The sequence below is a fragment of the Salinigranum marinum genome, assembly GCF_024228675.1.
Classification (GTDB): Archaea; Halobacteriota; Halobacteria; order Halobacteriales; family Haloferacaceae; genus Salinigranum; species Salinigranum marinum.
Genome location: NZ_CP100461.1, coordinates 3,795,379 through 3,807,158, shown reverse-complemented (window position 1 = coordinate 3,807,158; position 11,780 = coordinate 3,795,379). Strand labels below are relative to the sequence as shown.

General features: G+C 68.6%; 11 protein-coding genes. 4 read left to right on the top strand and 7 right to left on the bottom strand.

What is annotated here, in order from left to right; translation table 11 throughout:
* Nucleotides 1-50 precede the first annotated feature (50 nt).
* Genes NKJ07_RS19120 through NKJ07_RS19100 form a run of 5 tightly spaced genes read right to left on the bottom strand, consistent with a single transcriptional unit; the run spans nucleotide 51 to nucleotide 6,779 of the window.
* Nucleotides 51-896: an HpcH/HpaI aldolase/citrate lyase family protein gene (locus NKJ07_RS19120; RefSeq protein ID WP_318568376.1), complete on the bottom strand. Its 846-nt coding sequence runs from the start codon at nucleotides 894-896 to the stop codon at nucleotides 51-53.
* Nucleotide 897: 1 nt separating this feature from the next.
* On the bottom strand, nucleotides 898-2,949 hold the full coding sequence (locus NKJ07_RS19115) for an ABC transporter ATP-binding protein (protein ID WP_318568375.1): 2,052 nt from the start codon (nucleotides 2,947-2,949) through the stop codon (nucleotides 898-900).
* On the bottom strand, nucleotides 2,946-3,869 hold the full coding sequence (locus NKJ07_RS19110; RefSeq protein ID WP_318568374.1) for an ABC transporter permease: 924 nt from the start codon (nucleotides 3,867-3,869) through the stop codon (nucleotides 2,946-2,948). Before NKJ07_RS19110 ends, NKJ07_RS19115 begins: the two co-directional genes overlap by 4 nt.
* Nucleotides 3,869-4,852: an ABC transporter permease gene (locus NKJ07_RS19105; protein ID WP_318568373.1), complete on the bottom strand. Its 984-nt coding sequence runs from the start codon at nucleotides 4,850-4,852 to the stop codon at nucleotides 3,869-3,871. Before NKJ07_RS19105 ends, NKJ07_RS19110 begins: the two co-directional genes overlap by 1 nt.
* Before the next feature lie 25 nt (nucleotides 4,853-4,877).
* Entirely contained in the window at nucleotides 4,878-6,779 is a 1,902-nt protein-coding gene (locus NKJ07_RS19100) for an ABC transporter substrate-binding protein (protein ID WP_425504778.1), read from the bottom strand.
* Nucleotides 6,780-7,034: 255 nt separating this feature from the next.
* On the opposite strand from NKJ07_RS19100, the gene NKJ07_RS19095 reads away from it, so the two are divergent.
* The 3 genes from NKJ07_RS19095 to NKJ07_RS19085 all read left to right on the top strand — a co-directional run bounded on the left by NKJ07_RS19095 (nucleotide 7,035) and on the right by NKJ07_RS19085 (nucleotide 9,499).
* Complete coding sequence (locus NKJ07_RS19095) at nucleotides 7,035-7,544, top strand: metallophosphoesterase family protein (protein ID WP_318568371.1); 510 nt, start codon at nucleotides 7,035-7,037, stop codon at nucleotides 7,542-7,544.
* A gap of 96 nt (nucleotides 7,545-7,640) precedes the next feature.
* The gene (locus tag NKJ07_RS19090; protein ID WP_318568370.1) at nucleotides 7,641-8,396 is read left to right on the top strand and encodes a coenzyme F420-0:L-glutamate ligase; all 756 of its coding nucleotides are present in this window, start codon (nucleotides 7,641-7,643) and stop codon (nucleotides 8,394-8,396) included.
* Between the two features lie 131 nt (nucleotides 8,397-8,527).
* Nucleotides 8,528-9,499: a 5,10-methylenetetrahydromethanopterin reductase gene (locus tag NKJ07_RS19085; RefSeq protein ID WP_318568369.1), complete on the top strand. Its 972-nt coding sequence runs from the start codon at nucleotides 8,528-8,530 to the stop codon at nucleotides 9,497-9,499.
* Here the strand turns inward: NKJ07_RS19085 and NKJ07_RS19080 are convergent.
* On the bottom strand, nucleotides 9,468-9,725 hold the full coding sequence (locus NKJ07_RS19080; RefSeq protein ID WP_318568368.1) for a DUF8024 family protein: 258 nt from the start codon (nucleotides 9,723-9,725) through the stop codon (nucleotides 9,468-9,470). The two genes, NKJ07_RS19085 and NKJ07_RS19080, sit on opposite strands and share 32 nt — an antisense overlap.
* Before the next feature lie 153 nt (nucleotides 9,726-9,878).
* On the opposite strand from NKJ07_RS19080, the gene fer reads away from it, so the two are divergent.
* Nucleotides 9,879-10,592 carry a ferredoxin Fer gene (gene fer / locus NKJ07_RS19075; RefSeq protein ID WP_318568367.1) on the top strand — a complete coding sequence of 238 codons (714 nt, stop codon included), beginning with the start codon at nucleotides 9,879-9,881 and terminating at the stop codon, nucleotides 10,590-10,592.
* 69 nt (nucleotides 10,593-10,661) lie between these two features.
* Here the strand turns inward: fer and NKJ07_RS19070 are convergent, their stop codons facing one another.
* The gene (locus tag NKJ07_RS19070) at nucleotides 10,662-11,693 is read right to left on the bottom strand and encodes a phosphoribosylaminoimidazolesuccinocarboxamide synthase (protein WP_318568366.1); all 1,032 of its coding nucleotides are present in this window, start codon (nucleotides 11,691-11,693) and stop codon (nucleotides 10,662-10,664) included.
* Nucleotides 11,694-11,780 lie beyond the last annotated feature (87 nt).

The following is an 11,780-nucleotide window of genomic DNA, read 5'->3' as shown; positions in this document are numbered from 1 at the left end:
CGGCTCGCACGCGGCCGCGACAGTTGGGCGACGCGGACGCCGCCGGCGTGTTACTCCGGGACGCGGTCGAGCAGTCGGCGGTAGCGGTCGACGGTCGCCGTGTCGAGGAAGACGCCCTCGACTTCGAGTGCGTCCCGCTCGGAGTCGTCGAACGCACTGACCAGCCGTCGCGCCTGCGCGACCGCATCCTCGTCCGGGGTGAACGCCTCGTTGATCACGTCGAGCTGGCCGGGGTGGATCGCCGTCATCCCGACGAACCCCGTCTCGCTGGCGCGGTCGGCGACCCGTTCGAGCCCCGCGTCGTCGCCGATGTCGAGGTGGACGGAGGCGACGGGGTCGACACCGCCCATGGCGGCGTACTCGACGGTCAGCAGTTCGAGTCGCTCACGAACCCGGTCGGGCGTGCCCGGCGAGCCGATCGCCTTGCAGTAGTCCGCGAAGCCGAACGCGAGACTCTCGACCCCGGTCTCGCGACAGGCGGCGGCGATCTCCCTACCCGCGTGCATGCCGGTCGGCGTCTCGATCGTCGCCCGGAGCAGGGGCGGATCGTCGGTCAACGCCGTAAGCGTCGCCCACGTCTCGCGGACGTCGCGGCCCGACTCGACCATCGGAAGCGCCACGGCGTCCGCCCCGGCGTCGACGGCGGTGGCCACGTCGCGCGCGAACCAGTCGGTGCTGGGCGCGTTGATCCGCACTGCCACCTCCCGGGCCACGTCGAGCTCCGGGACGACCTCGCGGACGTTCGCGCGGGCCGTCTCCTTCATCGAGGGGTGGACCGCGTCCTCCAGGTCGAAGATGAACGCGTCGGCGTCGGTCCCCACGGCCTTGTGGAGCATCTCGGCGTCGTCGGCGGGTGTGAACAGGGCCGACCGGCGGGGGCGAGTCGAGCGACTCACGTCACTCGTACTCCGCCAGCAGCTCTCGTTCGATGCGCTCGACGGGGTGGTAGCAGGCGGCCTCGTGGTCGCCGTCGCTGAACGTCGCCCGCTCTGGTTCCGTGGTGCGGCACTCTTCGGTCGCCTTCGGGCAGCGCGGGGCGAAGTTACAGCCGTCGGGGAGGTTGACTGGGTTCGGCGGCTCGCCCGGGAGCAACACCCGTTTTCGTTTTTCGGTCGGGTCGGCGTTCGGCGAGGCCGACAGGAGCGACGCGGCGTAGGGGTGTTTCGGGTCCTGGACGATCTCGCGCGTCTCCCCGACCTCGACGATCCGGCCCAGATACATCACGGCGAGGCGGTCCGTGATCTGCGAGAGGCTTGCCAGATCGTGGGAGATGTAGACGATCCCGATGTCGCGCTCGTCGGCCATCTGGCGGAGGATGTTGAGGATGCTGGCCTTCAGCGAGACGTCGAGCATCGACGCCGGCTCGTCGCAGATGAGCAGTTCGGGATCGAGGACGAGCGCCCGCGCGATGGCGACGCGCTGGCGCTCGCCGCCCGACAGCTGGTGGGGGTAGCTGTCGAGGTACTTCTCGGGCGGGTTGAGGCCGACGTCTGAGAGCGTCTCTCTGACCGTCCCCTCGATGCCGCCGCGCTGGCGGCCCTGGATCTTCAGCGGTTCGGCCACCGCCGCGCGGACCGTCTGTCGGGGGTTCAGCGAGTCGAAGGGGTCCTGGAAAATGAACTGTACCTTCGAGCGGAACTCCTTGGGCCCGTCGGCGAGGTAGTCGTCGACCGACTTGCCGCGGAACGTGATACCGCCGTCGGTCCGCGGCTGGAGCACCGAGATGACCTCGCCGAGCGTCGACTTCCCACAGCCGGACTCGCCGGCGATGCCGACGATCTCGCTCTCGCGCACGTCGAGGTCGACCTCGTTGACCGCCTTGACGTAGTTCGGCTCGTTCCCCAGCAACTGGTCGAGCATCCCCTGGGTCTGCGTGAACCACTTCGAGAGGTCGTCGGTGCTGAGCACCGTCTCGCCGTGCTCGCGGTCGCCCGTGCGGTCGGCGAGGTCGAGCCCCCAGGTCCCCGGGTCGGTCGCCTCCTCGCGGAGCTGTTCGACGCGGTCGGTGTGGTAGCAGGCCGACCGCTGGTTCTCGACCGTCTCCAACTCCGGGTGGCCGTTCTCGCACGCCTCGGTGGCGAACGGACAGCGGTTCCGGAACACACAGCCCGTCGGCTCCTCCGTAAGATCGGGCAGCGAACCCGGGATCGAGACGGCCTGTCGGTCGAAGTCCTCGATGTCCGGGAAGGAGTTCTTCAGCCCCATCGTGTACGGGTTGGTTGGGTGCTTGAGCACGTGTCGGGTCGCCCCCTGCTCCATCACCTTCCCGCCGTAGAGGACGGAGATGTCGTCGCAGGTCTCGGAGACGACGCCGATGTCGTGGGTGATCAACAGGAGCGAGCTGTCGATCTCCGCTTGGATCTCCATCAGCTTGTGGATGATCTTGTCCTGGACGATGACGTCCAGCCCGGTCGTGGGTTCGTCGGCGATGATGAGGTCCGGATCGAGCGCGAGCGCCATCGCGATCGTGACGCGCTGGCGCATCCCCCCGGAGAACTGGTGGGGGTAGTCGCTAATGCGGTCGGGGTCCAGCCCGACGATGTCGAACACCTCGGCGACGCGCTCGCGTGCGGTGGCCTTCGAGACGTCGCGGTGTTTCCGGATGGCCTGTGTGATCTGCGCGCCGACGCTCATCACGGGGTCGAGCGAGTCCATCGCGCTCTGTGGGATGTACGAGATCTGCTGCCAGCGCACGTCCCGCCACTCCCGCTCGGAGAGGTCGAGCAGGTCCTGGCCGTCGAAGGTGACCGTTCCGGAGTCGATCCGCGCGTTGTCGTCGAGGAGCCCGAGGATCGAGTGGGCGATGGTGGATTTACCACAGCCGGACTCGCCGACGAGCCCGTAGTTGTCGCCGGCGTCGACCGAGAACGAGACGCCGTTGACCGCGTGAACGTCGTCCTCGGACGTACGATACCTGATTCGGAGGTCTTCGACTTCGAGTAGACTCATTCTTCGCTCCGTAGTTCGGGGTTCACGACCTCTTCGAACGCGCGTCCGACGAGGAACACCGAGGTAGTCACCGCCGCGATACCGACCGCCGGTGGGAGCACCCACCACCACGCCTCGCGCATCCCGCCGGACTCGAACACCTGCTGGAGCATCCGGCCCCACGAGGTGGCCGTCGGATCGCCGAAGCCGAGGAAGGCGAGCGACGCCTGGCCCGCGATGGCCCAGGAGACGGCGTAGGCGGTGTAGAGGAAGCCGACGCCGATGACGTTCGGCGCGACGTGTAAGAACATCGTCCGCCCGTGACCCGCGCCGGCGGCGCGAGCCGACTTCACGAACGTGCGCTCGCGGACGGTCATCACCTCCGACCGGATGACGCGAGCGGGCATCTTCCAGAAGAACGCCACGATCACCGCGGTGATGAGGACGATTGTCGGCTGGACGAACGTCAGCACGAGCAGCGCCATCGGCAGGAACGGCAGGGCGAACGTCAGGTCCGTCAGGCGCATCAGCAGTTCGTCGACCCGCCCGCCGAAGTAGCCGCTCGTGAGCCCGACGAGGAAGCCGACGACGCCGGTTCCGATGCCGCCGAAGAAGCCGACGATGAACGTCGGCCGTGCGCCGGCGAGGAACTGGCTCAGCACGTCCTTCCCGAACGTCGTGGTCCCGAGCGGGGCCGCGCTGCTGGGCGGGGACATCCGCATGATGCCGCCGTCGTTCGCCCGGAGCGTGTCCTCGATCGGCTCGTACGGGGCCAGCATCGGTCCGAACAGCCCTAAGAAGACGAACGCGACGAGCACGACGACGCCGACCTTGGCGGCGTCGTCCTGCAACACGACCGCCATGACGTTCCTGGCGCGCGTGAGGTTCTCCGAGGCGCGCTCTCGTAGCTCCTCGGCGTCGAGCGTGGCGACCGAGAGCATCAGACGTCACCCCCTTCGACCGTCGGGTCGACCTTCGCGTACATCACGTCCGCGAGGAGGTTCATTACGATGACGGCAAAGGCCATGATGAAGATCGCCGCCTGGACGGTCGGGTAGTCCTGCTGGTTGATCGCCTGGACGAGCGCGCGCCCGATCCCCGGCCACGCGAAGACGACTTCGAGGGTGATGACGCCCTGGAACATCATCCCGAGCCGGAGCGCGAAGTACGTGAGCAAGGGAAGCATCGAGTTTCGCCCGGCGCGGGCGAGCTGTTCCATCTCGGAGAGCCCTTTCGCACGGTGGAGCGTGAGAAACGCCGACCCCTTGCGCTCGACGACCGAGTTGCGCGCGAGCATCAGGAAGTCGCCGCTGTAGTACAGCACCGTCGCGAGGAACGGCAGGAAGTAGTGCATCGCGAAGTCCGGCGAGAGGTACGTCTCGACGAACCCCTCCGGGGCCGCCGTCGGGCTCCGCATCCCGAACGCGGGCAGCAGGTCGAGCTGGTAGGAGAAGATGATGAGGAAGAAGATGCCCGTGACGAACACCGGCGTCGAGCGGAAGAACGTCGTCACGACGATGCTCAGCTGCTCGAACTTCGAGCCACGGTTCCAGCCGGCGTACGAGCCGAGCGCCGAGCTGACGATGGCGGTCACGACCAGCGCGGGCACGAGCAGGATCATCGTGTTGAGCAGCCGCGGGAAGACGATGGCGCTCACCGGGCGGCTCTGGGCGATCGAGAACCCGAAGTTCAGCGTCATCAGGCTCTGGACGTACTTGAGGTACTGGACGTATATCGGCTCGTCGAGGCCATACTGGACGCGCAACGCCTGGACTTGCTCCTGTGTGAGCCCTCCGGAGGCGATGAGCGAGCTGAACGGATCGCCCGGGAGCAGTCGGAGCGCGAGGAAGATGATCGAGACGGAGACGAGCGTCAGGACTATCGAGATCGCAATTCGTTTGACGAGAAATCGTCTGAAACTCATGTGAGAGTAAGCTACCCCGCTGCGTTCAGGAGAAGTCGGGCTGGTCCAGGTCGGACCGATCGGCGTGCCCGTCTTCGACCCGTGCAGCGAACGCGTCCCAGGCATCGCCCGAGGGGGCCACGAGCGTGTCGCCGTCGAAGGTGTACCCCGCCTGTTCGAGCCGTTGCACGGCCATTTCGGGGTCGTACTCGTACGTCGGGATGTCGCCGGTGTAGAACGGACTCATCATCGGCGAGATGAGGTTCTGTCCCTCGATGACCGTCCCGCGGCCGCCGAGGACGCCCTCGACGAACCCCGTCTTGTCGACCGAGTGGCTGAGCGCCTTGCGGAACTCCTTGTCACGGATGAGGGGGTTGATGTGGTTGATGTGGACGTCGAGCGGCGCGTAGTTCTGCGACACCTGCTTCTCGACGCCGCTGGTCTGAGCGGCGCGTTCCGCCTGGGAGTTCGACAGCGTCGTCCCGATGGCGTCGATGTCGCCGCTCTGCATGGCACCGATGAGCGCGTCGACGTTGCCGACGTTGGCCCAGACGATGCCGTCGATGCCGTCCCCAGGGGTGAAGTAGTCGCCGAGGATCTCCTCGCGGACCGCCTCGTCCCACATCCAGTGGCCGGGGTTCTTCTCGACGGCGAAGCGGGTCCCCTGCTCCCAGCTGGAGAACTGGAACGGCCCCGTCCCGACCGGGTTCGAGGGACTGTGCTGTGCGGGGTTGTCGACGTCCTCCCACTTGTGTTGCGGGAGGATGACGCTGCGGACCATGCGCTGGGTCAGGAACGCCGCGTCGGGCTGAGAGAGGTTGAACCGGACCGCGCCGCCGCCGCTCTCCGAGACGACCTCGACGCTGTCGATCGGGCTGTAGAACGGTCCCATCTCGGGGGAGTTGTACTCCTTGAACAGCTCGACGCTGAACTTCACGTCCTGCGGGCCGAACGACTCCCCGTCGTGCCACTGGACCCCCTCGCGGAGGTCGACATCGACGGTCGTGTCGTCGACGACCTCGGCGTTGGTCGCGAGCGCCGGGACGATCTCGAGGTTCGGCGAGGCGTCGAAGAGCCCGTCGTAGAGGTTGGTGAGCCGCTTCGCCTCGGGGCCGCCGCCGGCCCAGGCGATGTTGAGCCCGCCCATCGACGCGAGGACGCCCTTGACCCACGTGCTCGAATCGCCCTGCGGCTGGAGGTTCACCTGCGTCCAGATGAACGAGTCGCGGTTCGTCCCGTTGCCGGGCATGGGGACGTACCCCTCCCAGTTGGCGGTGTTGCCCGCCATGATGACGTCGGTGAACGCGATCGACTGGATGTACGCGTCCTCGCTCGCCTTCCGCTGGATCTCGTGGCACAGTTCGACGCGGCGCTCTCGATCCTGGATCTCGGTCGCCTGCTGGTCGAGCAGTTCCGTGATCTCGGGGTTGTTGTAGTTGTAGTAGTTGCCGCCCGTCTTCGGGTGCATCCGCATCAGGAACGGGTTGGGGTCGAGACCGCGCTGGGGGTCCGGGCCGTGGGTGTTCATCGACACCGATACCGTGTGGCCCGTGTCCGCGGCCCAGTACTCGTCGTACATCACGTTCGTCGGGACGTCGTCGAGCGCGACCGGGACGCCGACGTCGGTGAACGCGCGCTGGATCATCAGCGCGTGCTCGCGCATCCACGGCTCCTCGTCGCTGGCGAAGTTGACCGTGATCTCCGGGACGGCCGCCCCCTCGGTCACCGTGTACTCGAAGGGGATGTTGTCGTTGTTCTTCGTCTCGATCGGCCACTCGCCCCGGAACATGGTCTCGACGCTTCGACCCTGGCCGCCGCCGCTGCTGGTGCCGCCGCCGCCACCGCTGCCGCCGCCACCGTCGCCGCCGTCACCGCCCCCGCCACCACCGCTTTGACCACCACAGCCGGCGAGTCCGGCGGTTCCGAGCACCGCCGTCGACACCAGCATCCGACGGCGCGACAGTCCGTTCTCGCACACACTGTTATTGTCATTATCGTCCATGATGCGTGAACTGGCCGAAACACTACTAATATATAAAACTAGACGATCCTCCGTCACGTTCGATGGGGAACGACCTCCGGAGACCACCGCGTCGTGACCGGGGAATCGGGTCGACGGGCGGGCGACAGAGCGCCGCTCGCCCGGCACCGACAGGTCGCACCTCGGGAAACGGCTTTGCCGCTCGCGGCCGACGGCTCAGCCATGCCGACCGAACTCGCCGTCGTCAGCGACACGCACGTCCCGGGGCGCGAACCGGCGATTCCCGAGTGGGTGAGCGCGCGCGTCCGCGCCGCCGACCACACGATCCACGCGGGCGACTTCGACGCCCCCGAGACGCTCGAAACCGTCCGCGGCCTCGCGACCGAACTGACCGCCGTGGCGGGGAACATCGACCCCTCGACCGTCGACCTGCCGACGACCGCGACGGTCGAGATCGAGGACGTGACGTTCGTCGTCGTCCACGGGACGGGCCCGCACGAGTCGTGGCCGGAGCGCGTCGCGACGCTCGTCGGGGAGGCGATCGGCGGCGAGACCGAGGGGATCGTCGTCGGCGTCGCGGGTCACACGCACACGCCGACCGACACGGTGGTCGCGGGCCGCCGACTGCTCAACCCCGGGAGCGCGACGGGCGCGCGGCCGGCAACGCGGACGACGATGCTCTCGGTCCGGGTCGACGGCGACGCGATCGACGTGGAACTGCACGCGGAGTGACCGCCGGTCGCGTCCGCGCGAACGGAAACCGAGGGACGCTTTGGCTTCGCGGCCCGTTCACGCGCCTCTTTTTATCCCTGCCGCGAACGGGGGCGTATGGAACTGTTCGCCGTCCCGGACCTGCCGGAGATCGAACCGGGCGACGACCTCGCCGCCCTGATCACGGAACGGGTCGACCTCCGCCCCGACGACGTCGTCTGCGTCGCCTCGACGGTGGTCTCGAAGGCCGAAAACAGGGTGAAAGCGCTCGACGACTTCCCCGCGGGGCCCCGCGCGCGGGAGATCGCCACCGAACTGGCGTCGATCACGGGCGAGACGAAGGACCCCCGGTTCGCACAGGCCGTCCTGGAGGAGTCGACCGAACTGCTGATCGAGGCGCCGTTCCTCCTGACGGAGACGCGCTTCGGCCACGTCAACGTCAACGCGGGGATCGACCGCTCGAACGTCGCGGGCGGTGACCTGCTGTTGCTCCCGAAGCGCCCGGACGAGTCGGCCGAACGGCTCCGGGAGGGGCTCGTGGCCGACCGGGTCGTCGTCACCGACACCTGCGGCCGGCCGTTCCGTCACGGCCAGCGCGGCGTCGCCATCGGCTGGGCCGGTACGCCGGCCTCCCGCGACTGGCGCGGCGAACGCGACCGCGACGGGCGCGAACTCACGGCGACGGTCGAGAGCGTCGTCGACGAACTCGCCGCCGCGTCGAACCTCGTCGCGGGCGAGGGCGCAGGGGGGACGCCCGTCGTCGTCGTCCGTGACTTCGCGTTCGGCGACCACCAGGGGAGCGACGAACTCTTTCGGGAGATCGACGACGACCTCGTGCGGCAGGCGATCCGCGAGTGGCGGTTCCGAGGATAGGTTTCGAGAGCGGGCACCCTTGCCGGTACCTCGACCGTTGAAACCCGACGCGTCCCGAGTGAGAATATGCGACAGCACACCCCGCGAGCGACCGCCGACGTCGGCGCGCGACCCGACGGGAGGGTCGTCTGATGTTCGGAATCGAACTCACCCCCGAACACCCCGTCGACGAGGTCGTCGACCTCGGTGTCCGCGCCGAGCGCGCGGGTTACGACACGGTGTTCGTCACCTCACACTACAACAACCGCGATCCGTTCGCGGTGCTGGCACGGCTCGCGATCGAGACCGAGCGCGTCCGCCTGGGACCGGGCGTGGTGAACCCCTACGAGCGCCACCCGGTGACGCTCGCCTCGCAGGTGGGAACGGTCGCCGAGGAGTCCGGCGGCCGGGCCGTCTTCGGCATCGGCCCGGGCGACCCCTCCACGCTCGCCAACCTTGGCCTCGCCGACGAGCGCGGCCTCCGCTCCGTGCTGGAGGCGTTCCGCGTGGCGCGGCGGCTCTGGGACGGCGAGCGCGTCACGCACGACGGGGCGTTTCAGTGCGAGGACGCGGGGCTGAACTTCGACGTGCCCGGCGAGGTCCCGGTGTACGTCGGCGGCGAGGGGCCGCACATGTGCCGGATGGCGGGCAAACACGCCGACGGCCTGCTGTTCAACGGCTCCCACCCCGACGACCTCGCGTGGGCGCGTGACCGCGTCGAGGAAGGGAAGAAAGAGCGTCCCGTCGAGGACGGCGCGTTCGACCTCGCGGCGTACGCCAGCGTCTCGGTGGCCGACGAGCGCGAGGCGGCGCGGGAGGCCGCCCGGCCGCCGGTGGCGTTCATCGCGGCGGGCGCGGCACCGCCGGTGCTCGACAGACACGGACTCGACCACGAGCGGGCGGAGGAGATCGGCGAGAAGATACGTGCTGGCGAGTTCTCGGCGGCGTTCGAGCGCGTCACGCCGGCGATGATCGACGCGTTCTGTATGGCGGGGACGGTCGACGACGTGGCCGAACGGATGGCCGGCGTGCGCGAGCACGCCGACAGCATCGTCGTCGGCTCGCCGATCGGTCCCGACCTCGACGAGGCGATTACTCTCGCGGCGGCGGCGCACGACCGATAGCGCCGTCGCCACCGCTGGTGTCCCCCGAGCCCCCGGCGACGGCGTCGACGAGCGCGCCGAACGCGAGATACCCTAGCGCGACGATGGAGAACGTCGTCAGCGCGCCGCCGACGGCGAACGAGACGAACGAGAGCGGATCGGACAGCGCCACCTGCGTGATGAAGATGACGACGAGTTCGAAGACGCTCCCGATCAACCGGGCGAGGAAATCCACGAGCGTGACCATGTGCGGGGGTTGGGACGGGGGGTACTTGTGTGTTCAGGCTTCCGCCGGCGCGGGTGTTCGACGGGGCTGGCCGACCCGAACCGCGGGGGCGGTTCGGGGGCAGCGGCCCCCGCTGGGAGAAGCGTTATATCTCTGATTTCGCTAGGGGTAGTCGTGGCGTCTCCGTTCGATATTCTACAGGTCGACCCGGACGCGGACGAACGGGAACTGAGCCGGGCGTATCGCCGCCGCGTAATCGAGACCCACCCGGACCAGGGCGGCTCGGCGCGGGAGTTCCAGCTCGTCAAGCAGGCGTACGAGGAGATCAAGGCGGGTCGCGGCGACGCCGAACTCGAGACCGCGGTCGACGCGGAGGACACGGACCCCCCCGACGACGGCGTCGACGCGGACGACGGCCAGGACGACGACGCCGGCGGGGACGAGCCGGTCGAGGAGGGGTCGGAGGGCGTGACGGTCGAGTACCTGAACTACGACGTCCTCGCCGACCACGGCTGGTCGCTCGACGACGAGGACCTGTTCGAGAAGGCGGCCGACGCGGATCTCGACCCCGCCGACCGCGGCCGCTTTCTCGTCCAGGGCCGCGAGTCGATCCTGCAGGCCGCAGAGAACTGCGGCTTCGCGTGGCCGTACGCCTGCCGCGGCGGGGCGTGCGCCAACTGCGCGGTCGCCGTCACGGAGGGCGAGGTGGAGATGCCGGCCGGACACATCCTCTCGTCGGAGATGCGCGACAACGGGATCGAACTGTCGTGTATCGGGATCCCGACGACGGACGAACTGAAAGTCGTCTACAACGTCAAGCACCTGCCGGGGCTCGACGAACTCCGACTGCCGGCGAGCCGGTTCGAGAAGGCACAACTCAACGACTGATGCCGGGGTGGGCACGCCCTGCGGCCAGGCGCGTCGGTCGGCCTCCGGGCGGCCAGGGTCAAGGCCGGATCAGAGATCGGCGACGCTATCCACGACCGCCTCGAGCTGCGGCGCATCGAACCAGTCGAAGCCGGTGTAGGCGTTCGTCCCCGCGGTGTAGACGTTCGAGACGGTCTCGACGACCTCGGCCGGGAGCGGGTCGGGCGACTCCGTACAGCGCGTCCGCCAGTCGGCGACCCCCTGCTCGCGGGCCGCCCGCTTCGCCGTACTCACCGCGTCGACCCACGCAGGGTTCGTCCGCCGGTAGTACTGCCTGACGACCTCCTTCGAGAGCTCCTGACCCCGATACGAAAAGCGGTTCTCGTCGAACGTACCGACGACGTCGGCGACTTTCAGCGTCCCGTCGTCGTACACCACCTCGATCTTGCCGTCCTCGTGGGTGAAGCCGGCGCGCTCGGCCCGCATCGTCACGACCGTGTTCACCCCGAGCGCCAGCTCCTCCAGCCGGTCGAGGCTGGCGCGCCCCGCGATGGCGTCGGCCTCCCCCTCGGAGAGGTAGCGGTCCTGCTCTTCGAACTTCGTGGAGAACTCGACGATCGGGGTGGGGAGGTCGACCGTCTCGTCGGGCCACTCGTCGTACGGGAGGTCGAACGTCTCAGGCGAGCGTCGCCGCCTGAGCGACGACCCCTCGGGGACCGTGTTGCGGAAGACGATCTCCAGCGGGACGACGTAGCCGTCGCCAGCCGCGGCGTGAAACGCCTCGTAGTCGTAGCCGTCGCCGTCGGCAGGCAGGTCGGGCACCCGCGCGAGGTCGATCGCCATCGTCCGCGGGGGCGTCTCGCACTCGCCGAGTTCCTTCGGTTCTCCCCTCGCGTCCGCCTCCTCGTACACCCCGCGGTAGTGCGTCGGGACGTGGTTCACGTCGAGGAGTTCGAAGTTGGCCGCCCCCATCGTACAGAGGGCGGCTCCCTTCTCGGGGATCCGGTCCGGCATCGTCCCCCAGTCGAAGACCGAGTAGTCGTCGGTGAAGTAGAACTCCCCGCGGCCCAGGCCGTCCACGTCGGGTTCGCGGTCGACGCGGATCTCCTTGACGCTGGTCATACCCGTGTGCGGGTCGGCCGACGGGAAAAAGGGTTCAGTTCCGTCCGTCGCGTGTCGTCGACCGCGTGGGCGGTGCCTGGGACGCCG

Coding starts and splice junctions, on each gene's coding strand:
- NKJ07_RS19110 (WP_318568374.1), bottom strand. CDS start 3,869: ATGCTCTCGGTCGCCACGCTCGACGCCGAGGAGCTACGAGAGCGCGCC.
- NKJ07_RS19070 (WP_318568366.1), bottom strand. CDS start 11,693: ATGACCAGCGTCAAGGAGATCCGCGTCGACCGCGAACCCGACGTGGAC.
- NKJ07_RS19085 (WP_318568369.1), top strand. CDS start 8,528: ATGTTCGGAATCGAACTCACCCCCGAACACCCCGTCGACGAGGTCGTC.
- NKJ07_RS19100 (WP_425504778.1), bottom strand. CDS start 6,779: ATGCTGGTGTCGACGGCGGTGCTCGGAACCGCCGGACTCGCCGGCTGT.
- NKJ07_RS19115 (WP_318568375.1), bottom strand. CDS start 2,949: ATGAGTCTACTCGAAGTCGAAGACCTCCGAATCAGGTATCGTACGTCC.
- NKJ07_RS19080 (WP_318568368.1), bottom strand. CDS start 9,725: ATGGTCACGCTCGTGGATTTCCTCGCCCGGTTGATCGGGAGCGTCTTC.
- NKJ07_RS19105 (WP_318568373.1), bottom strand. CDS start 4,852: ATGAGTTTCAGACGATTTCTCGTCAAACGAATTGCGATCTCGATAGTC.
- NKJ07_RS19095 (WP_318568371.1), top strand. CDS start 7,035: ATGCCGACCGAACTCGCCGTCGTCAGCGACACGCACGTCCCGGGGCGC.
- NKJ07_RS19090 (WP_318568370.1), top strand. CDS start 7,641: ATGGAACTGTTCGCCGTCCCGGACCTGCCGGAGATCGAACCGGGCGAC.